The following is a 22034-nucleotide window of genomic DNA, read 5'->3' as shown; positions in this document are numbered from 1 at the left end:
CTCTTCGGCTTCGTGCCTGCGCGGCGAATCCCAATGCCCGGCTTCGCGCCCGGCCGGAGGCAAGTCCCTTGCCCCGCCCCTTGAGGTGGCGCGCCCATCTTGTCGCCGGGTTCATGACGGTGCTGGCCGCGGCCGCCGGAGCGGCCCAGGCGCCGCTGGGAACCTGGGCCCAGGGCAAGGAGCCCCTCCAGGTGGACGCCCAGTCCCTGGAGGTGCGCGGCGAGGAGGCCCGGGTGGTGTTCTCGGGCCAGGTTCGGGCCCGGCAGGGCGACCTGACCCTGGAGGCGGATCGCCTGGAGGTGACCCTGGACCCGGAGACCCGGGAGCTCCGAAGCGCCTACGCCGAGGGCAACGTCCGGATCCGGCGGGGGGACGTGCTGGCCACGGGCCGCACGGCCCGGTACGACGCCGCCCGGGGCGTGGTGGTGCTGGAGGGCGACCCCAAGGTGTGGCGGGGCAAGAACCTGGTGGCGGGCGACCGGATCACCCTGTTCCTCGCCGAGGACCGGTCCGTGGTGGAGGGGGCCCGGGCGGTGATCTACCCCCAGGGGGAGGAGCGTTGACCGGCCCCCGCCGCCTGGAGGCCCGGGGCCTCGTGAAGCGCTACCGGGGCCACGAGGTGGTCCGGGGCATCCAGCTGGCCGTGGAGCGGGGCGAGGTGGTGGGGCTGCTGGGTCCCAACGGCGCCGGCAAGACCACCACGTTCTACATGATCGTGGGCCTGGTGCGGCCCGACGAGGGCACGGTGTGGCTCGACGACCGGGAGATCACCGCCCTTCCCATGTACCGTCGGGCCCGGCTGGGGGTCGGCTACCTGCCCCAGGAGGCCAGCGTGTTCCGGGGCCTGACGGTGCGCGACAACGTGTTCGGGGTGCTGGAGGCCCGGGGGGTGCCCCGGGCCGAGGCCGAGGAGCGCACCGAGGCGGTGCTCGAGGCCCTGTCGATCCGGCACCTGGAGGACCGCAAGGCCCACCTGCTGTCGGGGGGCGAGCGCCGCAGGGTGGAGATCGCCCGGGCCCTGGCCACGAACCCGGCGTTCATGTTGCTGGACGAGCCGTTCGCCGGCATCGATCCCATTGCCATCGCCGAGATCCGGGACCGGATATTGCAATTGAAAGCCTGGGGCATCGGTGTCATACTCACGGACCACAACGTCCGCGAAACCCTGGGCGTGTGCGACCGGGCGTACGTGGTGAACCGCGGAGAGCTCCTGGTGCACGGGACGCCCGACGAGGTGGCCCGGGACCCCCGGGCCCGATCCGTTTATCTGGGGGAGGACTTCGAGCTGGGGGCCGGGGGCCGACGCCCGGAGGAACCGCCGGTGGGCAACGAGTGAGCGGGCGACGCCTCGGTGCGGTCTCCACGGTCCTCTCTCCGGAAACGGTCTGGCCTCGCCGCCCAGCCCATCCGCGCAAGAAGGTGATATGGCCCTCGAGTTACGGCAGAACCTGAACCAGCAGTTGCGCCTGACCCAGGAGCTGGTGATGACCCCCCAGCTCCAGCAGGCGATCAAGCTTCTTCAGCTCTCCCGGCTCGAGTTGATGGAGCGGGTCCGCGAGGAGATCGAGGAGAACCCGCTCCTGGAGGAGGTCCGGGAGGACGGGGCCTCCGAGGAGACGGCCCAGCCCGAGGCCGAGACCCCGACCCCCGAGCCGGCCGACGGGGGGGAGGATCCGGAACCGGAGGAGGCGGCCCCGGCGGAGCCGGAGATCGACTGGGAACAGTTCATCGCCCACTACGACGTCAACCCAACCCCCGACGCGCCCATCGACTTCCCCGAAGACCGGCCGTCCTACGAGAACTACCTCACCCCCGAGACCACCCTGCAGGACCACCTCTTGTGGCAGCTGCGCCTGAGCCCCATCGAACGGGACGATCGCACCGTGGCCGAGCTGATCATCGGCAACGTGGACGAGGACGGGTACCTCCGGGCCACGGTGGAGGAGATCGCCGAGGTGGCGGACACGACCCCGGAGCACGTGGAGCGGGTGCTGGCGGCGGTGCAGGAGTTCGATCCCCTGGGGGTGGCCTCCCGCAGCCTGGAGGAGTGCCTGCTGCGGCAGGTGCGGGAGCTCGAACTGGACCCCCTGGTGGAGCGGGTGGTCCAGGAGGGAATGAAGGAGCTCGAGAACAAGAACTACAAGAGGCTGGCCGCCCGCCTGGGGGTCGAGTTCGAGGACGTGGTGGACGCGGCCCGGCAGATCTCTCAGCTCGAGCCCCGGCCCGGCCGGAACTTCGCCTCCACCGGCGTGGACTACGTGGTGCCCGACGTGTACGTGGTGAAGGAGGGAGACGAGTACGTGGTGCGCCTCAACGACGAGGGGGTGCCGCGGCTCCGGATCTCCCGCTACTACCAGCGGCTCCTGAAGGACGACCGGCCGGAGAGCCAGGAGGCCCGGGGGTATATCCAGGAGCGGATGCAGGCCGCGGTGTGGCTGATCAAGAGCATCCACCAGCGCCAACAGACCCTGTACAAGGTGGCCTCGTCCATCGTGAAGTTCCAGCGGGAGTTCCTGGACAAGGGGGTGAACTACCTGCGGCCGTTGATCCTGCGGGACGTGGCCGACGACATCGGCATGCACGAGTCGACCGTGAGCCGGATCACGACCCAGAAGTACATGCACACCCCCCAGGGCACCTTCGAGCTGAAGTTCTTCTTCTCGAGCGGCATCCAGAGCCGCGACGGCGAGGACCTGGCCAGCCGGAGCGTGAAGGCGCGGATCCGCGAGCTGATCAGCAAGGAGGACCCCCAAAAGCCCCTGAGCGACCTGGAGATCGCGCGGCAGCTGGCCCAGCGGTGGGGCCTGAAGATCGCCCGCCGGACGGTGAGCAAGTACCGGGAGAGCATGGGCATCCTGCCGTCGTCGTCGAGAAAGAGGTACTTCTGATACCCCGTCGCCATCCATCGGATACGCATCCCGCGGCTGGGCAGGGTGCCAATCGCTTCGAGTGCAACTTGGTATGGGCCTCGGGCTTGGCCGAAATTGACACCTTCGGGGGCCTTTGTTAGGCTCCCGCGCTTGCCTTTCGCGACCCCTGTAGGAGGATCCGAATGAACCTCAATATCACGTTTCGCCATGCGGAACCGTCCGACGCGCTGAAGCAGTACGCCACCGAGAAGGTCCAGCGGCTCCACAAGTACTTCGACGGCATCGTGGACGGCCACGTGGTCCTCACGGCCGAGAAGATCCGGCACCTGGCCGAGGTGACGCTCCACGCCAACGGCACCCGCATCCACGCCAAGGAGGAGAGCACCGACTTCTACAGCGCCGTGGACAACGTGGTGGACAAGCTGGAGCGCCAGCTCAAGCGCTACAAAGAGAAGCTCAAGAGGCACAAGCCGATCCGGGCCCGGGAGGCGCGGGCCATCCAGGAGCAGGTGCTCGCGTTCGTGCCGGCCGAAGGGGAAGAGGAGGGGGAGGAGCCGACCAGCCCGCGGGTGATCCAGACGGAGCACTACACCAGCCAGCCCCTGAGCGTGGAGGACGCGGTCATGGAGATGGACCTCACGGACCGCGCGTTCCTCGTGTTCACGGACGAGGACGGCCAAGTCAAGGTGCTCTACCGGCGAGACGACGGCAACTACGGCCTGATCGAGCCGGCCTGATCCGGGCCGGAGACGGGTGGACACGGGGGGCCCAGTCGGGAGGCGGTTCGAATGAATTTGCTCGAGTTTCTGCCCAGGGAGCGCATCCTCCCCCACCTGAAGGCGCGGGACAAGGAAGGCGTGCTGGCCGAGCTGGTGGAGGTGCTGGTGGCGGAGCACAAGGTGCGCGACGGGCGCCAGGCCGTCCAGGTGCTGCTGGACCGGGAGAGGCTGGGCAGCACCGGGATCGGCGAGGGCATCGCCATCCCCCACGGCAAGCTGCGGGACCTGGACGAGCTGGTGGCGGTGTTCGGCCGCAGCCCCGAGGGGGTTGAGTTCGACAGCATGGACGGAGCCCCGGTCCACCTGTTCTTCCTGCTGATGGCCCCGGAGAACTCGGCCAGCACCCACCTGAAGGCCCTCGCCCGCATCTCCCGGCTCCTCAAGGACCGGTCCTTCCGCGAAGAGCTCCTCCAGGCGGATTCCCAGGAGGAGCTCTACGAGATCATCGCCCGTGAGGACGAGAAGTACTGAGGGGATCCAGCCCTCCCTCACGGTGTCCGACCTTCTGGCCGACGCCGCGGGCTACCGGCTCGACCTGGAGCTTCTGGCCGGGGCCGGGGGCGTGGAGCGGGAGATCCGCGTGCCCCGGATCCAAAAACCGGGCCTTGCGCTTGCCGGCTACGTGGCGCAGATCCGGTCCCACCGCGTGCAGATCCTCGGGGAGACCGAACTGGCGTACCTGGCCACCCTCGACCCGGCCACGGCCCGGGCCAACGTGGCCCAGGTGTTCGAGGCCGGGGCGGCGTGCTTCGTGGTCACCAAGGGCCTGGAGCCGCCGGAGTACGTGGCCGGCCACGCCGACCGGACCCGCACCCCCTTGCTCCGCACCGGCCTGCGCAGCTCGGTGTTCATCGACCGGATCGACCGGTTCCTGGCCGACCGGCTGGCGCCCCGCGTCCGGATCCACGGCGTCCTGATCGACGTCATGGAGGTGGGGATCCTGCTCAAGGGCGAGAGCGGCATCGGCAAGAGCGAGTGCGCCCTGGACCTGGTGCGGCGAGGTCACCGGCTGGTGGCGGACGACGTGGTGGAGATCCGCAGGTACGCCCCCTTCCGGCTGGTCGGCACCGGGCTCGATCTGATCCGGTACCACATCGAGATCCGGGGCATCGGCATCCTGGACATCCGCGAGCTGTTCGGCATCACCTCGGTGCGCGACGAGAAGGATGTGGAGCTGGTGGTCGAGCTCGTGCCGTGGCGCGAAGGCGAGGTCTACGAGCGGCTCGGGCTGGAGGAGCGGACCCAGCCGATCCTGGGAGTGGACGTGCCGTACCTGCGGATCCCGGTGGCGCCGGGCCGGAGCATCGCCTCGGTGGTGGAGGTGGCCGCCCGGAATCATCTGCTCCGGCGCATGGGGCAGCATTCCGCCATTCGGCTGGCCGAGCGCCTGGACGCGGCCCTTCGGGAGGAGCCGTGAACCGGGTGCGCCTGGTCGTGGTCACGGGGCTGTCGGGTTCCGGCAAGTCCTCGGCCCTCCGGGCCCTGGAGGACCTGGGCTTTTTCTGCGTGGACAACCTGCCTGCGCGGCTTTTGGTGCGGTTCCTGGAGCTCAGCGTCCTGGCCGGGGGCGAGATCCACAAGGTGGCCGTCGGCATGGACCTGCGGGAGCCCCACTTCCTGGAGGACTACCGCCAGGCGTTCCAGGAGGCCGAGCGTCTGGGGATCCGCACCGAGGTGCTCTACCTGGAGGCGACCGACGAGGTGTTGGTGCGCCGGTTCAGCGAGACCCGGCGGCGCCACCCCCTGGCCCGGGACGGGTCGCTGGCCGAGGGCATCGCGCAGGAGCGCCACCTGTTCGAGGAGATCAAGGGCGCGGCCGACCGGGTGATCGACACCTCGGGCATGAACGTGCACGACCTGAAGCGGGCGGTGTGGAGCTACTTCCGGGCCGGCCCGGAGGACCGCACCCTCCAGGTGAACCTCCTGAGCTTCGGGTACCGGTACGGCATCCCCCACGAGGCGGACATCCTGCTGGACGTGCGGTTCCTGCCGAACCCCTACTTCGTGCCGGCCCTGAAGGGCCGCACGGGCCGGGAGGCGGCCGTGCAGGATCACGTGCTCTCCTCGGAGCAGGCCCAGGAGTTCCTCCGGCGGTTCCTGGACCTGCTGGGGTACCTGGTGCCCCTGTACGAGCAGGAGGGGAAGACCTCGCTGACCGTGGCCATCGGGTGCACGGGGGGCAAGCACCGATCGGTGAGCCTGGTGGAGGAGATCGGCCGGCGGCTCCGGGCAGAGGGCCGGGCCGTGCGGGTCCTCCACCGGGACGTGGAGCGTTGAGGAGCTTCTAGAAACTAGAGACTAGAGACTAGAGACTGGAAACCGAGAGCCCTTCGCTCACATGGTGAGTCCCGGATAGGGGCCGCGTCCGGCGCTCCAGCAGGCCCCATGCCGCCCGAGCTTTGGCGGTGGCTCCGGAGCCGCCCGGCCGCCCAGCTGCCTAGCGGGCCGAAGGCCCCAAACCGACGACCAACGACTAACGACCAACGACCGATGACACAGAGAAGATGATCGGGATCGTGGTGGTGGCCCATCAGGATCTGGCCGAGGCCCTGGTGAGGGCGGCGGAGGGAATCGCCGGCCCGCTGCCCGGGGTGTATCCGGTGGCGTTGAGCTACCAGGACCCGGCCGACGCCGCCCGGCGGCGGCTCGAGAAGGTCGTGCGCCGGGCGGACACGGGCGAGGGCGTTCTGGTGCTCACGGACATGTTCGGCGGAACTCCCACCAACCTGAGCCTTCCGTTCCTGGAGCCCGGCCGGGTCGAGGTGCTCACCGGCGTCAACCTGCCGGTGCTCCTGAAGGCCCACTCGGCCCGGGCCGACACCGACGTGGCCGGCCTGGCCCGGCAGCTTCGCGAATACGGCCTGCGCAGCTTTGTGCTGGCCAGCGAGCTGTGGAACGCGCGCCCCGGAGAGGGGGCGCGATGAGCGTGCTGCTCGCCCGGGTGGACAACCGCCTGGTGCACGGCCAGGTGCTCGAGGCCTGGGTGCCGTACCTGGAAGCCGACCTGATCGTGGTGGTGGGCGGTGAGGAGAGCCGGGACCCGTTTCGACGAAGCCTGTTCCAGGCGCTGAGCACCCCCCAGGTGAAGGTGGAGGTGGTGGCTCCGGAGGAGGCACCGACTCTGGTGGAGCGGGAGGGGGCCCACCGGATCCTTCTGCTGTTTCCGGACGTGGACGCCGCCTGGAAGGCGTTCCGAGCGGGGCTTCGGTTCGAGCGGCTGAACCTGGGCAACGTCCACCCCCGGCAGGGCGGGCACCGGGTCAGCCGGACGGTGTACCTGACCACCGAGGACGAGGAAGAGCTGCGGGACCTGCGGGCCCGTGGGGTGCGGCTCGAGGTGCGGGCGCTGCCCACGGATGCGAGCCCCGACCCGGACGCGTTCCTCGGCCCGGGAGGCTGCGGCCGGTGATCCAGGACTGGCTGCTCCTGGCCCTGGTGGGGGGGGTGGCGTTCCTGGACCGCACGGCCGCGGTCCAGTCCATGGTGTCGCGCCCCCTGGTCACGGGGGCGGTGGCCGGGTGGATCCTGGGAAGACCCGAGGCGGGCCTGCTGGTGGGCGCCCTGCTGGAGTTCTTCTGGCTGTACGAGTTGCCGGTGGGCGCGGCCGTGCCGCCGGACGAGGCCGGGGCCGGCCTGGCGGCCGCGGTGGTGGCCGCCTCGATGCCCGACGCCGCGGACCTGTGGGCCCGGCTGGGGGCCGGCGGGATGGCCGGTCTGGCGGCCGGCCACGTGGGCGGCCGGGTGGACGTGGCGGTGCGGCGCTGGAACCGCGACCTGGCGGCGCGGGCTCGGGAGGCCCTGGCGGCCGGCAAGGAGCCCGGCCTGGGCAGGCTGGTGCTCGTGGGGGGAGCCAGGTTCTGGGCCGCGGGCACCGCTTCGGGGCTGGCCCTCGTGGGGGCCGGGCTGTGGCTGGGCCCCCGGGTGCCGGAGCCGACGTTCCGCGGGCTGGGGCTCCTGGGCATGACGTTGGTGGTGCTGGCCGCGTCGGTGTGCCTGGGGCGGCTGGCCACCCGCAGGGCCAAGGGGTGGTTCCTGGCGGGGGCGCTGGTCGGGGCGGGGGCGGGGAAAGGGGCCTGGCCGTGGCGGGGGTAGGCCGGGGCGCCCTGGCCCGATGCTACGTGCGCTCCCTGGCCCTGCAGGCCGCGTGGAGTTTCGACGCCATGCAGTCCGTGGGGTTCGCCTTCGTGTTGGAACCGGCCCTGCGGCGGATCCACGGCACCGGCGTCCCCTTGCGCCGGGCCCTCGAGCGGCACCTGGAGTTCTTCAACACCCACCCGTTCCTGGCATCGGCCGTGGTCGGCGCCGTGGTGCGGATGGAGGAGGAAGGGGTTCCCGCCGAGGACATTCGGCGGTTCAAGAACGCCCTGATGGGCCCCTGCGGGGCCCTGGGTGACAGCTTCTTCTGGGCCGGGGCGAAACCGGCCCTGGTGGCCGCGGCCGCGGCGCTGGCCTGGATCGGGGCGGGGTGGGCGCCCTGGGCGTTCCTGGTTGCGTTCGCAACCCTGGGGCTGGTCACGCGGGCCGTGTGGCTGGTGCGGGGGTACCGGCTGGGCCCGGCCGTGGCCGAGGCCCTGGCCCAGGCCGGGTTCCTGGGCAAGGCCCAGCGGCTCAAGGACGCCACGGCCGCCCTGACCGGCTTGGTCCTGGCCGCGGCCGTGGGGCGGGCCCTGGGGGCGCAAGGGGCGGCGCGGTGGTTGTGGATCGCCGCGGCGGTGTCGGTGTCCATGGTTCTTGCCGAGGGGGTTCGCCGGGGGCTGCGGCCGGAGTGGGCGGCCGTGGTCCTCGGGACCGCTTGTCTCGGGCTGGGGATGTGGTGGTGAGAGAGGACGACGTGGTGGAGCGGAGGTTCGAGATCGTCAACACCCTGGGCCTGCACGCCCGTGCGGCCGCGGCCCTGGTGCAGACCGCGCAGAAGTTCCGCTCACACATCGAGGTGGAGAAGGACGGCACCGTGGTGAACGGCAAGAGCATCATGGGCCTCCTCATGCTGGCCGCGGCGCGGGGCAGCCACATCGTGGTGCGCGCCCAGGGCGACGACGCGGCCGAGGCCGTGGACGAACTGGGCGAGCTGATCCGCAACGGGTTCTGGGAAGGCGAGGGATCTGGGTGAAGATCATTCGGCAGAAGGCTCGGCTCCGGGGCATCGCTGTGAGCCCCGGCATCGTGATCGGGAAGGCCTACTTGGTGGACCGCCGCAAGGTCCACCCCCCCGAGAAGCTCATCGATCCCTCCGAGGTGGAAGCGGAGGTGGCCCGGTTCCGTCGGGCCCTCGAGGACACGAAGGCCCAGCTGCAGGAGATCAAGGCCCACTACGAGTCCGGTGGCCTGGGGGAGCACTCCTACCTGGTGGACGTGCACCTGCTGATGCTCCAGGATCGGATGATCGCCGGCGAGACCGAGCGCCGGATCCGCGAGAACCTGGAGAGCGCGGACTGGGCCCTGTGGCAGGTGCTCGAAGGCATCAAGGCGTCGTTCGATGGGATGGACGACGAGTACTTCCGGGACCGCCGCACCGATCTGGAGCACCTGGGCGACCGGGTGCTGCGAACCCTGTCGGGCCGGCGGCACGAGCGGATCTCCGACATCCAGGGCGACGTGGTGGTGGTGGCCCACGACCTGTCGCCCATGGACACCGCCCAGATGGACGTCTCCCGGATCCGGGGGTTCGTGACGGACCTGGGCGGCCGCACGTCCCACACCGCGATCCTGGCCCGCAGCCTGAACATCCCCGCGGTGGTGGGGCTGGAGACCGTGACCGACGTGGCCAACGGCGGCGACACCATCGTCGTGGACGGCCTCACCGGCGACGTGGTCCTGAACCCCACCCCCGAGGAGCTGGAGGCCTATCGCCGGAAGAAGGCCCGGTACGAGGCCCTGCAGCGGGAACTGGAGTCGCTGGCCGTGCTGCCGGCGGTCACCCGCGACGGCCACAAGGTGAAGGTGGGGGCCAACATCGAGCTGCTGGAGGAGATGCGCTCCCTGCGGCGGTACGGGGCCGAGGGGATCGGCCTGTACCGCACCGAGTTCCTCTACATGAACCGGCCCGCCCCGCCGGACGAGGAGGAGCAGTACGAGACCTACCGCCGGGTGGTCGAGGCGGTCAGGCCGTTTTCGGTGACGATCCGGACGCTGGACATCGGGGGGGACAAGATGGTCCAGGCGGTGCCCATCGAGGAGGAGGGCAACCCCGCCCTGGGCCTGCGATCCATCCGGCTGTGCCTGAAGGAGAAGGACCTGTTCCGCACCCAGCTGCGGGCGATCCTCCGGGCCAGCGCCCACGGCACGATCCGGATCATGTTCCCCATGATCTCCGGCGTGGGGGAGCTGCAGGCCGCGCTGGCGGTGCTCGAGGAGGCCCGGAAGGAGCTGGACGCCCGAGGCCAGCCCTACGACCCCAACGTGGCCGTGGGCGCGATGATCGAGGTGCCCTCGGCCGCGGTCACCGCGGACCTGATGGCCCCCCTGGTGGACTTCTTCTCCATCGGCACGAACGACCTGATCCAGTACGCCCTGGCCATCGACCGGGTGAACGAGCACGTGGCCTACCTGTACGAGCCCCTGCACCCGGCGGTGCTGCGGATGATCCGGGCCACCTGCGAGGCCGGCGCCAACGAGGGGATCCCGGTGGCCGTGTGCGGCGAGATGGCGGGTGACGAGATCTACACCCTGGTTCTCCTGGGGCTCGGCGTGCAGGAGCTGTCCATGCACACCCTGTCGATCCCCCGGGTGAAACGGATCATCCACCACACCACCCTGGCCGAGGCCCGGGACCTGGCCGCCAAGGCACTGGAGCTGCGGACCGCGAGCGAGGTGCACGAGTTCGTGGAGGAGTACATGCGGTCCCACTACCCGTGGTTGGTGGATCCCCTGGAGTGGGCCGGGGACGCCTGAGCGGGCCCCCTAGAGACTAGAAACTAGAGACTAGAAACTAGATTTTCGAGCCACGCCCGGCGCTCCACCAGGCCCCTAGCCCTCCGGGGGCGGTGAGGTGGCGCCAAAGGGGCGTGGCCGTGCTCAGAACGCTGGGAGATCACGGAGGTTTCTAAGCCGCCCGGCCGCCTAGCGGGCCGAAGGCCCCGAAATAGAAGCGAGAACGGACCTCGGCCGGTGCGTCCGGCCGTCACGCCACGAAAAAGGAGTAATCCCATGGGCATGACCGACTATCTGTTCACATCCGAGAGCGTGACCGAGGGCCACCCGGACAAGGTGGCGGACCAGATCTCCGACGCGGTGCTGGACGCGCTGATCGCGGAGGATCCGCGCAGCCGGGTGGCGTGCGAGACGCTGGTGACCACGGGCATGGCGATCATCGCGGGCGAGATCACCACCGAGGCGTACGCGCACATGCCGGACATCGTGCGCCGCACGATCAAGGAGATCGGGTACACGGACCCGGCCCTGGGGTTCGACTGGGAGACCTGCGCGGTGCTGACCTCGATCGACAAGCAGAGCCCGGACATCGCGATGGGGGTGGACGAGAAGGAGGACCGGGAGCAGGGCGCGGGGGACCAGGGGCTGATGTTCGGGTACGCGACGAACGAGACCCAGGAGCTGATGCCGATGCCGATCGTGTTCGCGCACCGGCTGACGCGGCGGCTGGCGGAGGTGCGAAAGAAGGGGGTGGTGGACTTCCTTCGGCCGGACGGGAAGAGCCAGGTGACGGTCCGGTACGTGGACTCGAAGCCGGTGAGCGTGGACGCGATCGTGGTGAGCACGCAGCACTCGCCGGAGGTGACGCAGGCGCAGGTACGCGAAGCGGTGCTGGAGGAGGTGGTGAAGCCGGTGATCCCGGAGCACCTGCTCACGCAGAACACGCGCTACTACATCAACCCGACGGGCCGGTTCGTGATCGGGGGTCCGATGGGGGACTGCGGGCTGACGGGCCGGAAGATCATCGTGGACACCTACGGGGGGCAGGGGAGCCACGGGGGTGGGGCGTTTTCGGGGAAGGACCCGTCGAAGGTGGACCGGTCGGCGTCGTACATGGCGCGCTACATCGCGAAGAACGTGGTGGCGGCGGGGCTGGCGGACAAGTGCGAGGTGCAGATCTCGTACGCGATCGGGGTGGCGGAGCCGGTGTCGATCATGGTGGACACGTTCGGGACGTGGAAGGTGGAGCCGGATCGGATCGCGCGGCTGGTGCGGGAGGTGTTTCCGTTGAAGCCGAAGCAGATCATCGAGCACCTGGACCTGCTGCGGCCGATCTACAAGAAGACGGCGGCCTACGGCCATTTCGGCCGCAACGAGCCGGAGTTCACCTGGGAGCGCACGGACAAGGCGGACGAGCTGCGCCGGGCGGCGGGAATTTAGGGGCCGTGAATGGTGAATGGTGAATCGTGAATCGTTGGTCGTGGGTCGTTCGTCGTTGAACTTCAACGACCCACGACCGGCGACCTACGACGAACGGGTTTTCCGCTTTCTAGCCTATCCACACAAAGGAGCTTTCGTTGAAAGGTGACATCAAGGATCCGAATCTGAGGGAGTTGGGGGTCAAGAGGATCTTGTGGGCGGACCGGCAGATGCCGGTGCTCCGGAAGATCCGGGAGCGGTTCGAGAAGGAGCGGCCGCTCGAGGGCCGGCGGATGAGCGCGTGTCTGCACGTGACCACCGAGACGGCGAACCTGGCCCGGACGCTGAAGGCGGGGGGGGCGGACCTGGTGCTGTGCGCGTCGAACCCGCTGTCGACCCAGGACGACGTGGCGGCGGCCCTGACGCTGGAGTTTGGGATACCGACCTACGCGGTCCGCGGCGAGGACCGGGACACGTACTACGCGCACATCCGGGCGGCGGTGGAGCACCGGCCGGACGTGACCATGGACGACGGGGCGGACCTGGTGAGCGTGATCCACAGCGACTACCCGGAGCTGCACGACCAGGTGGTGGCGAGCATGGAGGAGACCACCACGGGGGTGATCCGGCTGCGGGCGATGGAGAAGGACGGGGCCTTGAAGTTCCCGGTGGTGGCGGTGAACGACGCGGACTGCAAGCACCTGTTCGACAACCGCTACGGCACGGGGCAGTCGACGATCGACGGGATCCTGCGGGCGACGAACGTGCTGTTGGCGGGCAAGGTGTTCGTGGTGGCGGGGTACGGGTGGTGCGGCCGGGGGGTGGCGAACCGGGCCCGGGGCCTGGGGGCGCGGGTGGTGGTGACCGAGGTGGAGCCGCTGCGGGCGCTCGAGGCGGTGATGGACGGGTTCGAGGTGATGCCGATGGCCGAGGCGGCGAAGGTGGGGGACCTGTTCTGCACGCTCACCGGCGACATCCACGTGCTGCGGCGCGAGCACTTCGAGGTGATGAAGGACGGGGCGCTGGTGGCGAACTCGGGTCACTTCAACGTGGAGATCGACATTCCGGCGTTGGAGGGGCTGGCGGAGCGGGTGGAGAAGGGGGTGCGGCCGAACGTGGACGGGTACGTGCTGGCGGACGGCCGGCGGATCTTCGTGCTGGGTGAGGGGCGGCTGATCAACCTGGCGGCGGCGGAGGGGCACCCGGCGAGCGTGATGGACATGAGCTTCGCGGTGCAGGCGCTCACCACGGAGTGGGCGATCCGGAACGCGGGCAAGCTGGAGGCGAAGGTGTACGGGGTGCCGCAGGAGATCGACGCGTGGGTGGCCCGGCTGAAGCTCGAGACCATGGGCGTGGCCATCGACACCCTGACCGAGGAGCAGGAGAAGTACCTGAGCTCCTGGGAGATGGGGACGTAGAGAGGCAGAGGCTAGAAACTAGAGACTAGAGAAATTCCGGGTATCCCGGCCGGTTGGGCGGGCGGGCGCTCCAGCAGACCCCATGCCCCCGGACCGTGAGGTGGAGGCGAAGAGATACGGTGATTCCTAGAACGTGTGGGAATTCGGGGGGGTTCAAGCCTCTTAGCCTCCTAGCCTCCTAGCTTTCCAGCCTGAAAGGAGAACCGCTGTGTCTCAGGTGATCCAGATCGATCCGCCGGCCTCGGGTTCGCCCATCGAGAAGGGTTCCGATGGGCGGCTCAGGGTGCCCCACGATCCGATCATCCCGTTCATCGAGGGAGACGGAACCGGCCCGGACATCTGGCGGGCCGCCCGCCGGGTGTTTGACCGGGCCGTGGAGCTGGCGTACGGCGGCGACCGCCGGGTGCACTGGTACGAGGTGTTCGCCGGCGAGAAGGCCTTCGACCGGTTCGGCGAGTGGCTTCCCGAGGCCACGCTCGAGGCGATCAAGCGCTACCGGGTGGCCATCAAGGGCCCCCTGACCACGCCGGTGGGCGGGGGGATCCGCAGCCTGAACGTGGCCCTGCGCCAGGAGCTCGACCTGTACGCCTGCGTGAGGCCGGTGCGCTACATCCACGGGGTGCCGTCGCCCATGCGCGAGCCCGAGAAGGTGGACGTGGTCATCTTCCGGGAGAACACCGAGGACGTCTACGCCGGCATCGAGGCGCCGGCCGGCAGCCCCGAGGCCCGGGAGCTCATCGAGTTTCTGATGATCAAGTGGAACCGCCGCATCCCGGACGATGCCGGCGTCGGCATCAAGCCGATTAGCCGGGAGCGGACCCGGCGGCTGGTGCGCATGGCCATCCGGTACGCCCTGGCGAACAACCACGACTCGGTGACCCTGGTCCACAAGGGCAACATCATGAAGTTCACCGAGGGCGCCTTCAAGGAGTGGGGGTACGAGGTGGCCCGGGAGGAGTTCGGCGACGTCACGATCACCGAGGAGGACCTCTGGCAGAAGTACGAAGGGGTCCATCCCACGGGCAAGATCGTGATGAAGGACCGGATCGCCGACGCCATGTTCCAGCAGCTGCTCCTGCGGCCCGACGAGTACTCGGTGCTGGCCATGCCGAACCTGAACGGCGACTACATGTCCGACGCGGCCGCCGCCCAGGTCGGGGGGCTGGGCATGGCGCCCGGGGCCAACATCGGCGACGAGTACGCCGTGTTCGAGGCCACCCACGGCACCGCGCCCAAGTACGCAGGCCAGGACAAGGTGAACCCGAGCTCGGTGATCCTGTCGGGCGTGATGATGTTCGACCACCTGGGATGGCACCGGGTGGGCGCGCTGATCCGGTCCGGCATCGAGAGGGCCGTGGCCCACAAGCAGGTCACCTACGATCTGGAGCGGCAGATGGAAGGGGCCACCTGCCTGAAGTGCTCCGAGTTCGCCGAGGCGATCTGCCGCTTCATGGAGCAGGAGGCCTGACGCGGGCCGCCGGGGGCATGGGGCCTGCGGCTCTTGGTCCCTGAAACCCATGACCGCGGAGTACCGGCGTGCCATTGGTGGGCCCCCTGACCGACGACCTTAGACCGTGGACCGTCGACCGAAGTTAGTGGGAAGGAGACCACCCATGCAGACCCGACCGATCTACCTGGTGGATGCGTTCACGCGGGTGGCCCTCCGGGGGAACCCGGCCGGCGTGATGCCCCACGCCCGGGGCCTGGACGAGGAGCAGATGCTGGCGATCGCCCGGGAGGTGAACGCCTCGGAGACCGCGTTCGTCCTGCCGAGCCGGGAGGCGGACTTCCGGATCCGGTTCTTCACCCCGGCCCAGGAGGTGCCCTCGTGCGGGCACGCCCTCGTGGCCGCCCTGACGGTGCTCGAGGACCTGGGCGAGATTCGGGTCACGGGGGAGTTTGCTCGGGTCCAGATCGAGACCGGCGTGGGGGTGCTGCCGGCAGACCTGGTGCGGACCCCCGAGGGGATCCGGGTGGACCTGACCCAGGACGCCCCGGCGTTCCGGCCCTGCACGGTGGCCGAGGATCGGGTGCTGGAGGCCTTGGGCGCGGACGAGGATGACCTGCGCACCGACCTGCCGTTGGAGCTCGCGTACACCGGGCTGTGGCACCTGATGGTGCCCCTGACGACCACCGAGGCCCTGGACGGGCTGCTCCCGGACTTCCGGGCGCTGGCGGCCCTGAGCGAGGAGCTGGGGGTACTGACGGTGCACGTGTTCGTGGAAGGGGAAAACGGGTACCACTGCCGGGACTTCAGCCCCGCGGCCGGCATCGACGAGGATCCGGTGACCGGTACCGCTTCGGGCGCGCTGGGCGCGTACCTGGTGCGCCATCGTGCGGCGGCTCCCGCAACGCCCCTGCGGGTGGTCCAGGGCGAGGCCTGCGCCCGGCCCGGGGAGGTGCGGGTGGTGGTCCAGGGCACCCCGGGCCGCCCCGAGCGGGTGGTGGTGGGCGGACACGCGGTGGTGAGCCTGCGCGGACACCTGCGACTGGGCGACCTGGGGTGAGGGAACGGCCGGTCCGGTTTCCCGGCCGGGGCGTGGAGCTGGAAGGCCGGCTGTTCCTGCCGGCCGCCGGCCGCGTGCCAGGCCTGGTGCTGTGCCACCCCCATCCCCTCTACGGCGGGTCCATGGACGTGCCCGTGATCGCGGCCCTGGCCCGGGCCGCCGGGGAGCGGGGGTTCGCCACCCTGCGGTTCAATTTCCGGGGGGTGGGCGACAGCACCGGGGCCCACGGCGGAGGCGACGCCGAGGTGGACGACGTGGCGGCAGCCGTCGCCTTCCTGGCCTCCCGGCGCGGAGTGGACCCGGACCGGATGGCCCTGGTGGGGTACTCGTTCGGGGCGTGGGTGGGAGGGCGGGCCGCCGCACAGATCCCGGCGATCCAGGCGGTGGTGGCTGTGGCGCCGCCGCTGGCGAGGATGGCCTTGGATGCGTGGCGCAACATTCGGCGGCCCAAGCTGATCGTCGTGGGCGACCGGGACGAGTACTGCCCTCTGGATCTTCTGGAGTCCTGGTTCCAGGGGCTCCCTGCCCCCAAGGAGCGAGCGGTCCTGGAAGGGGCCGACCACTTCCTGTGGGGCCGCGAGGACGAGGTGGCCCGCCGGGCGGCCGGGTTCCTGGCCGTGGCGTTGCAGGACCCCGGCGGGGAAGGGTAGCCGCAGAAAACGGAGCGGGCTCAGGTCAGCAGCTCGGGCGCGGTTCCGGCCGCCGCCGGCCGGCGGGCCCGGGCGGCCTGCACCAGCTCCCGGGCCACCAGTATCTTCTGGACCTCGTTGGTGCCTTCATAGATCTGGGTGATCTTTACGTCCCGGAACGCCCGTTCCGCCCGGTTTCCCGCGATGCACCCGGGTCCGCCGAGCATCTGCAGGGCCCGCTCGCACGCCCACATGGCCGTGTCGGTGGCCACCAGCTTGCACATGGCCGACTGGGCCGTGTAGTCCTCGCGGCCGGCGTCGATCATGCGGGAGGTCCGCTCCACCAGGGCGCTGGCCGCCTCGATCCGCGCCGCCACCTCCGCCAGGGTGAACCGGAACGCCTGCTTGTCGATCAGGGGCTCGCCCATGACCTTGCGCTGGCAGGCGAACTGCATGGCGGTGTCCAGGGCCCCCCTGGCCAGCCCCACGGCCTGGGCCCCGATCCAGGGCCGGGAGATGTTCAGGGTGTCCATGGCCAGCACGTAACCCTCGTTCTTACCGCCGATCCGGTCGGCCTCGTCCACGGCCACGTCGTCGAAGTGGATCGAGGCCGTGGGGATCCCCCGCATCCCCAGCAGGCGGTTTGCGGGGCCCACCCGCACCCCTTCCCGGTCGGCGTCGACCAGGTAGGCGGCCACGTGCTTGAGCCCAGGCTCCCGGAAGTTGGTGAACACGACGTAGGCGTGGGCCCTTCCGGCGTTGGTGATCAGGTACTTGACGCCGGTGAGCCGGTGGGCGCCGTCCCGCTGGACCACCTCGGTGCGCATGTTGTAGGCGTCGGAGCCGGACGGCGGCTCGGTGAGCGCGAACCCCACCAGGGCGCCCGACCGGGTGACCCGGGTGAGCACCTCGTCGCGCCGCGGGAACTCGGGCCGCAGCAGGATGGGAAGGAGGCCCACCGCCTGCACGATGAGGAGCAACGACAGCGCCCCCGAGTGGCGGGCCACCTCCTCCACGACCGCTGCGAACTGAAGGTGGGTGAGGCCCAGCCCCCCCAGATCGGGGGGCACCTGGGCCGCCATGAGGCCCGCCTCCTGATAGGCCCTGAGCACGTCCTCGGGGAACTCGGCCGTCCGGTCCACCTCCGGTGCCCGGCGGGCCACCAGCTCCAGAACCTCCCCGAACCGGTCCCGAACCCACGCGCGAGTTCCGTCCATTGCCGCACCTCCTCGTAATGCGTTCACCCGGCGCCCCGGATCGACCCTCCTTTCCGCCCGGCCCACGCCTCCAACCGGTCCAGGGCCTCGTCCAGCGTGTCGTCGCGCTTGCAAAAACAGAAACGGACGAGATGGCGGCCGAGGGCGGGGTCGGAGAAGAAGCTCGACCCCGGCACCACCGCCACCCCGGCCTCCCTCACCAGCTCCAGGGCGAACGCCGTGTCGTCCCCGGCGCCGAACCCCCGAATGTCGGCCATGACGTAGTAGGCTCCCTCGGGCGGGTAGCACCGGAACCCCAGCGCCTCGAGCCGGGGGACGAACCGGTCCCTCTTGGCCTGGTACGACGCGCTGAGGCGCTCGTAGTACGAGGGGGGAAGAGCCAGGGCCACCGCCCCGGCCTCTTGGAGGGGAGCGGCCGCACCCACCGTGAGGAAGTCGTGGACCTTGCGGATGCCGGCCGTGAGGTGGGCCGGAGCGATGGCGTACCCGACCCGCCATCCGGTCACGGAGTAGGTCTTGCTCAGCCCGCTGATCGTGATCGTGCGCTGCCGCATGCCGGGAAGGGTGGCCATGGCCGTGTGAGTGCGGCCGTCGAACACGATGTGCTCGTAGATCTCGTCGGTCACGGCCACCACGTCGTGGCGGACGCACAGCTCGGCGATCGCCTCGAGCTCCTCCCGGGTGAACACCTTGCCCGTGGGGTTCTGGGGGGTGTTGAGCACCAGGGCGCGGGTCCTGGGGGTGAACGCCCGGGCCAGCTCGTCCGGGTCAAACCCCCACCGCCTCTGCCTGCCCTCCTCGAGGGGCCGCAGCGGCACGTACCGCGGAACCGCCCCGCACAGCACCGCATCCGGGCCGTAGTTCTCGTAGAACGGCTCGAACACGATCACCTCGTCCCCCGGATCCACCACCGCAAGCAGGCTCGCGATCATGGCCTCGGTGGATCCGCAGGTCACCGTGATCTCGGTCTCGGGATCCACCTCGATCCCCAGGAACCGACGGGTCTTCTCGGCCAGGGCGTCCCGGAACCCCTTGGCCCCCCACGTGATCGCGTACTGGTTCACGTCGGCCTGCAGGGCCCGGCAGGCCGCGTCTTTGAGCTCTTGGGGGCAGGGGAAGTCGGGGAACCCCTGGGCCAGGTTTACGGCCCCGTGGGCCATGGCGTGGCGCGTCATCTCCCGGATCACCGACTCGGTGAACGACCGGGCCTTTTCGGAAAGAGGCATCCCTGTCTCCGTGGGAACGTTAGGCCGTGCGGACGTTGGGACGCTGGGACGTTCGGACGGGAAGAGCGAAACATCCCAACGTCTGCGGGTTCTAGCCCGCATTATTCATGAAGCCTTCTGCTGCAACCGCCGATTGCACGCCATCTCGGGGCGTGCTCGCGCCTCGGGGCTCGACGTACCGTCCAGTACGCCTGCGCCCCTCGGCGCTGCGCTTGCCCCGATCTGACGCACACTCGACGGTTTCGCGACGAACGCTCATGAATAATGCGGGCTAGCGTCCTGGCGTCCGCATCTGCGCATCTCAGTGTTTGAAGCACCTCTGGCCGGTGAACACCATCGTGGCGCCGGCCTCGTTCACCGCCTCGATCACCTCCCAGTCCCGGTTGGCCCCGCCCGGCTGACACACGGCGGTGACCCCCTCCCGGAGCCCCACGTCCACCCCGTCGCGAAACGGGAAGAACGCGTCGCTGATCATGGCGGACCCGATGAGCCCTCCCTTGGCCTTCCGGGTCTCTGCCCGGATCTCCTCCAGGGCCGCGGGGTCGGCCTGCCCCCGCTCCACCCGGAGCTCCAGCTCCTTCAGGGGCAGACCGTGGCGGTCGTAGCACAGGGCGTCCGCATACTTGGTGTAGGCCTTGAACACGGCGATCTCGGCCACCCCGACCCGGTCCTGCTCGCCCGTGCCGATGCCCACCGTGCACCGGTCCTTCACGTACAGCACCGAGTTGGAGGTGACCCCCTGCTCCACGCACCACCCGAAGAACAGGTCATCGAGCTCCTCGGCCGTGGGGACCCGGACGACCCGAACCTCGCGGCCGTCCCGTTGGGCCACGGCGGGCTGGAAGTCCGAGGGGCTCTGCACCGCGTTCAAGGGGGACTGCTGCACGATCAGGCCGCCGTCGATCAGGCTCTTGAAGTCCACGAACCGGCGGTCCCGGTACTCGGCCAGGCGGTCCATGCGGGGCACCGCGAGGATCCGCAGATCCTTGCGGCGCCGCAGCACCTCGACCGCCCCCTCTTCATAGTCGGGCGCGGCCACCACCTCCAGGTACTGCTCCACCACGGCCTCGGCCGTGGCCCGGTCCAACGGGCGGTTCAGCACCACCGCGCCGCCGAAGGCGGCGATCCGGTCGGCCCGGAACGCCCGGCGGAAGGCGGTCTCCAGGTCGTCGGCCTCGGCCGCCCCGCAGGGGTTGTTGTGCTTGAGGATCACCGCGGTGGGCCGGCCCATCAGGTAGCGCAGGATGTTCAGGCCGTTGTCCACGTCGGTGAGGTTGATCTTCCCGGGGTGCTTGCCGGCCTGGATCATGTGCTCCTCGGCCAGGGCCGACACCAGCCCCCACCCCGGCTCGATGAGCCGGCACTCCCCGAGGGCGAGGTTCCCCCCCACCAGCTCGTACAGCGCCGCTTCTTGCCCGGGGTTCTCGCCGTACCGGAGGCCCTTCTCCACCACCTGGCCGGAGGCGTCGGGGAGCTTCCAGGAGCGCTTCCGGTACACCAGGGTCTGGTCGCCGAAGGTGATGGTCAACCGGTCCGGGAAGTGGTCGTCCATCACGGTGCGGTAGATCTTCTTGATGTCGGCCATGGGATTCCTCCGAAGGACGGGCCTTCGGCCCGCTGGGCTGGAAGGCCAAAAGGCTAGAAGGCTGGAAAGCTGGAACCGTTTGCGTCGCCGAGCCCGGCCCGGCGCTCGCTGCGATTAGTACCACAAGCCGCGGCGGGCGGAAAACCCGAGGAGCGTTTGACACCCGGAGCGCTCCGCCCCTATAAGGGCCTCCCTGTCGCACCCATGTCCCCGAAGCCTTGGGGCGGCACGGGAGCCGTCCCGACCGACGACCGAAGTTGATTGGACGCTAGGACGTTGGGACGTTAGGACGTTGGATGGTCCGGGGGGCATGGGGTCTGCTGGAGAGCCGCGCGCGGCCGGAAGCAGACCCCATGCCCGCCTCCGGCAATGGCCCCGGGCCAGCGCAAGTTACCCTTCTCCGTCTGTAGGGTCGCGCAGCGGCCGAAAGGGGCTTCCCAGCCCTCCATCGGGCCGAAAGCCCAAGGTTTTGCCCATGCACGAGACCGGCATCGCCATGGAAGTGCTTCGCCTGGCCCGGGAGACCGCGGAGAGGGAAGGGGCCCGACGGATCGTCCGGCTGAAGGTGGTCGTGGGCCGGTGGTCGGGCGTGGAGCCCGAGACGCTTCGGTTCGCCCTCGAGACCCTGCGGGAGGGCGAGATGCTGGGTGCCGCCGCCGTCGAGATCGAGGTGCGGGAGGCCGAGTTCGAGTGCAGCGGCTGCGGAACCCGGTTCGGCGCGTGCGGGTACTTCGACCCCTGCCCCCGGTGCGGGCAGGAAGGGGCCGAGCTGGTGGCCGGGGACGAACTCCTGTTGGCGGAGTTGGACGTGGAGGACCCATGACCGAACTTCAGGTGGAACAGAAGGTTTTGGCCCGTAATGATGCGCTCGCCATGGCGAATCGACAGATGTTCCGCGACGCGGGGGTCCGGCGGGCGATCAATCTGATCTCGAGCCCGGGCACCGGCAAGACCACCCTGCTCGTGGCCACCCTGACCCGGCTGGCCGGCCGGATCCGGGTTGGGGTGATCGAGGGGGACGTGCAGACCGAGAACGATGCGGTGCGGGTGGCCGCCACGGGGGTGCCCGTGGAGGCCGTGGTCACGGGCGGGGCCTGCCACCTGGACGCGGCCATGGTGCGCCGGGCGTTCGCCGCCCTTCGGCAGCGCCACCCGGATCCCTTGGATCTGCTGGTGATCGAGAACGTGGGGAACCTGGTGTGCCCGGCCTCCTACGACCTGGGCGAGGACGACAAGGTGGCCCTGGTCAGCGTGACCGAGGGCGAGGACAAGCCGGTCAAGTACCCGGCCCTGTTCCACGCGGCCTCGGTGGTGGTGGTCACCAAGGCCGACCTGCTGCCCCACCTGGAGTTCGACCTGGACCTGCTGGTTCGCAACGCCAGGTCCGTGAACCCCCGGCTTCGGGTGTTCGTGGTGTCGGCCCGAACCGGGCAGGGGATGGACGAGTGGGTCCGCTTCCTGGAAGACGGGGAAGGGTGCTAGACTCGGATCCGTGAGACGAGATCGGCCGGCAT

23 protein-coding genes are annotated in these 22034 nt (G+C 69.9%); 20 read left to right on the top strand and 3 right to left on the bottom strand.

Going from position 1 to position 22034, the window contains the following annotated elements; all coding sequences use genetic code 11:
• Nucleotides 1–68: 68 nt before the first annotated feature.
• The 18 genes from lptA (at nucleotide 69) to DEFCA_RS20275 (ending at nucleotide 16513) form a co-directional block, all read left to right on the top strand.
• Nucleotides 69–563 carry a lipopolysaccharide transport periplasmic protein LptA gene (gene lptA, locus DEFCA_RS22060; protein ID WP_169709445.1) on the top strand — a complete coding sequence of 165 codons (495 nt, stop codon included), beginning with the start codon at nucleotides 69–71 and terminating at the stop codon, nucleotides 561–563.
• Nucleotides 560–1336 (top strand): LPS export ABC transporter ATP-binding protein, encoded by a 777-nt coding sequence (lptB, locus tag DEFCA_RS22055; protein WP_025321890.1) that lies wholly within the window; start codon nucleotides 560–562, stop codon nucleotides 1334–1336. Before lptA ends, lptB begins: the two co-directional genes overlap by 4 nt.
• 88 nt (nucleotides 1337–1424) lie before the next feature.
• Nucleotides 1425–2888, top strand: coding sequence for an RNA polymerase factor sigma-54 (gene rpoN, locus DEFCA_RS0104730; protein ID WP_025321889.1), 1464 nt, complete (start codon nucleotides 1425–1427; stop codon nucleotides 2886–2888).
• 164 nt (nucleotides 2889–3052) lie between these two features.
• Complete coding sequence (hpf, locus tag DEFCA_RS0104725; protein WP_025321888.1) at nucleotides 3053–3607, top strand: ribosome hibernation-promoting factor, HPF/YfiA family; 555 nt, start codon at nucleotides 3053–3055, stop codon at nucleotides 3605–3607.
• A 51-nt stretch (nucleotides 3608–3658) separates the two neighbouring features.
• On the top strand, nucleotides 3659–4120 hold the full coding sequence (locus DEFCA_RS0104720; protein ID WP_025321887.1) for a PTS sugar transporter subunit IIA: 462 nt from the start codon (nucleotides 3659–3661) through the stop codon (nucleotides 4118–4120).
• Nucleotides 4101–5066 (top strand): HPr(Ser) kinase/phosphatase, encoded by a 966-nt coding sequence (hprK, locus tag DEFCA_RS0104715; RefSeq protein WP_025321886.1) that lies wholly within the window; start codon nucleotides 4101–4103, stop codon nucleotides 5064–5066. The genes DEFCA_RS0104720 and hprK overlap by 20 nt, the downstream gene beginning before the upstream one ends.
• A 5-nt stretch (nucleotides 5067–5071) precedes the next feature.
• On the top strand, nucleotides 5072–5926 hold the full coding sequence (rapZ, locus tag DEFCA_RS0104710) for an RNase adapter RapZ (protein ID WP_035803269.1): 855 nt from the start codon (nucleotides 5072–5074) through the stop codon (nucleotides 5924–5926).
• Nucleotides 5927–6153: 227 nt separating this feature from the next.
• A complete protein-coding gene (locus tag DEFCA_RS0104705; RefSeq protein ID WP_025321884.1) occupies nucleotides 6154–6573 on the top strand; it encodes a PTS sugar transporter subunit IIA in 420 nt (139 codons plus the stop codon).
• Nucleotides 6570–7058 (top strand): PTS sugar transporter subunit IIB, encoded by a 489-nt coding sequence (locus tag DEFCA_RS0104700; RefSeq protein WP_025321883.1) that lies wholly within the window; start codon nucleotides 6570–6572, stop codon nucleotides 7056–7058. The genes DEFCA_RS0104705 and DEFCA_RS0104700 overlap by 4 nt, the downstream gene beginning before the upstream one ends.
• Nucleotides 7055–7741 (top strand): PTS sugar transporter subunit IIC, encoded by a 687-nt coding sequence (locus DEFCA_RS22050; RefSeq protein ID WP_025321882.1) that lies wholly within the window; start codon nucleotides 7055–7057, stop codon nucleotides 7739–7741. The genes DEFCA_RS0104700 and DEFCA_RS22050 overlap by 4 nt, the downstream gene beginning before the upstream one ends.
• Nucleotides 7729–8469 (top strand): PTS system mannose/fructose/sorbose family transporter subunit IID, encoded by a 741-nt coding sequence (locus DEFCA_RS22045; protein WP_025321881.1) that lies wholly within the window; start codon nucleotides 7729–7731, stop codon nucleotides 8467–8469. Before DEFCA_RS22050 ends, DEFCA_RS22045 begins: the two co-directional genes overlap by 13 nt.
• Nucleotides 8470–8480: 11 nt before the next feature.
• A complete protein-coding gene (locus DEFCA_RS0104685) occupies nucleotides 8481–8759 on the top strand; it encodes an HPr family phosphocarrier protein (RefSeq protein ID WP_025321880.1) in 279 nt (92 codons plus the stop codon).
• Nucleotides 8756–10540: a phosphoenolpyruvate--protein phosphotransferase gene (gene ptsP, locus DEFCA_RS0104680; protein WP_025321879.1), complete on the top strand. Its 1785-nt coding sequence runs from the start codon at nucleotides 8756–8758 to the stop codon at nucleotides 10538–10540. Before DEFCA_RS0104685 ends, ptsP begins: the two co-directional genes overlap by 4 nt.
• A gap of 255 nt (nucleotides 10541–10795) precedes the next feature.
• Nucleotides 10796–11959 (top strand): methionine adenosyltransferase, encoded by a 1164-nt coding sequence (gene metK, locus DEFCA_RS0104675; RefSeq protein ID WP_025321878.1) that lies wholly within the window; start codon nucleotides 10796–10798, stop codon nucleotides 11957–11959.
• A gap of 137 nt (nucleotides 11960–12096) precedes the next feature.
• Nucleotides 12097–13356 carry an adenosylhomocysteinase gene (gene ahcY / locus DEFCA_RS0104670; RefSeq protein WP_025321877.1) on the top strand — a complete coding sequence of 420 codons (1260 nt, stop codon included), beginning with the start codon at nucleotides 12097–12099 and terminating at the stop codon, nucleotides 13354–13356.
• 217 nt (nucleotides 13357–13573) lie between these two features.
• Nucleotides 13574–14824: an isocitrate dehydrogenase (NADP(+)) gene (gene icd / locus DEFCA_RS0104665; protein WP_169709670.1), complete on the top strand. Its 1251-nt coding sequence runs from the start codon at nucleotides 13574–13576 to the stop codon at nucleotides 14822–14824.
• 145 nt (nucleotides 14825–14969) lie between these two features.
• Nucleotides 14970–15863: a PhzF family phenazine biosynthesis protein gene (locus DEFCA_RS0104660; protein WP_025321875.1), complete on the top strand. Its 894-nt coding sequence runs from the start codon at nucleotides 14970–14972 to the stop codon at nucleotides 15861–15863.
• Nucleotides 15860–16513, top strand: a complete 654-nt coding sequence (locus DEFCA_RS20275; protein ID WP_025321874.1) for an alpha/beta hydrolase — start codon at nucleotides 15860–15862, stop codon at nucleotides 16511–16513. The genes DEFCA_RS0104660 and DEFCA_RS20275 overlap by 4 nt, the downstream gene beginning before the upstream one ends.
• A gap of 20 nt (nucleotides 16514–16533) precedes the next feature.
• Here the strand turns inward: DEFCA_RS20275 and DEFCA_RS0104650 are convergent, their stop codons facing one another.
• The 3 genes from DEFCA_RS0104650 to DEFCA_RS0104640 form a co-directional block, all read right to left on the bottom strand.
• On the bottom strand, nucleotides 16534–17709 hold the full coding sequence (locus tag DEFCA_RS0104650) for an acyl-CoA dehydrogenase family protein (protein ID WP_025321873.1): 1176 nt from the start codon (nucleotides 17707–17709) through the stop codon (nucleotides 16534–16536).
• A gap of 23 nt (nucleotides 17710–17732) precedes the next feature.
• The gene (locus DEFCA_RS0104645; protein WP_025321872.1) at nucleotides 17733–18935 is read right to left on the bottom strand and encodes a pyridoxal phosphate-dependent aminotransferase; all 1203 of its coding nucleotides are present in this window, start codon (nucleotides 18933–18935) and stop codon (nucleotides 17733–17735) included.
• Nucleotides 18936–19236: 301 nt separating this feature from the next.
• Nucleotides 19237–20520, bottom strand: coding sequence for an IMP cyclohydrolase (locus DEFCA_RS0104640; protein WP_025321871.1), 1284 nt, complete (start codon nucleotides 20518–20520; stop codon nucleotides 19237–19239).
• Between the two features lie 496 nt (nucleotides 20521–21016).
• Here DEFCA_RS0104640 and DEFCA_RS24640 point away from each other — a divergent pair, with 496 nt between their 5' ends.
• Complete coding sequence (locus DEFCA_RS24640; RefSeq protein WP_169709444.1) at nucleotides 21017–21343, top strand: hydrogenase maturation nickel metallochaperone HypA/HybF; 327 nt, start codon at nucleotides 21017–21019, stop codon at nucleotides 21341–21343.
• A complete protein-coding gene (hypB, locus tag DEFCA_RS0104630; protein ID WP_025321869.1) occupies nucleotides 21340–22002 on the top strand; it encodes a hydrogenase nickel incorporation protein HypB in 663 nt (220 codons plus the stop codon). Before DEFCA_RS24640 ends, hypB begins: the two co-directional genes overlap by 4 nt.
• Nucleotides 22003–22034 lie beyond the last annotated feature (32 nt).

The organism is Deferrisoma camini S3R1, assembly GCF_000526155.1.
Classification (GTDB): domain Bacteria; phylum Desulfobacterota; class Deferrisomatia; order Deferrisomatales; family Deferrisomataceae; genus Deferrisoma; species Deferrisoma camini.
This window is presented reverse-complemented; position numbering and strand designations above follow the sequence as displayed.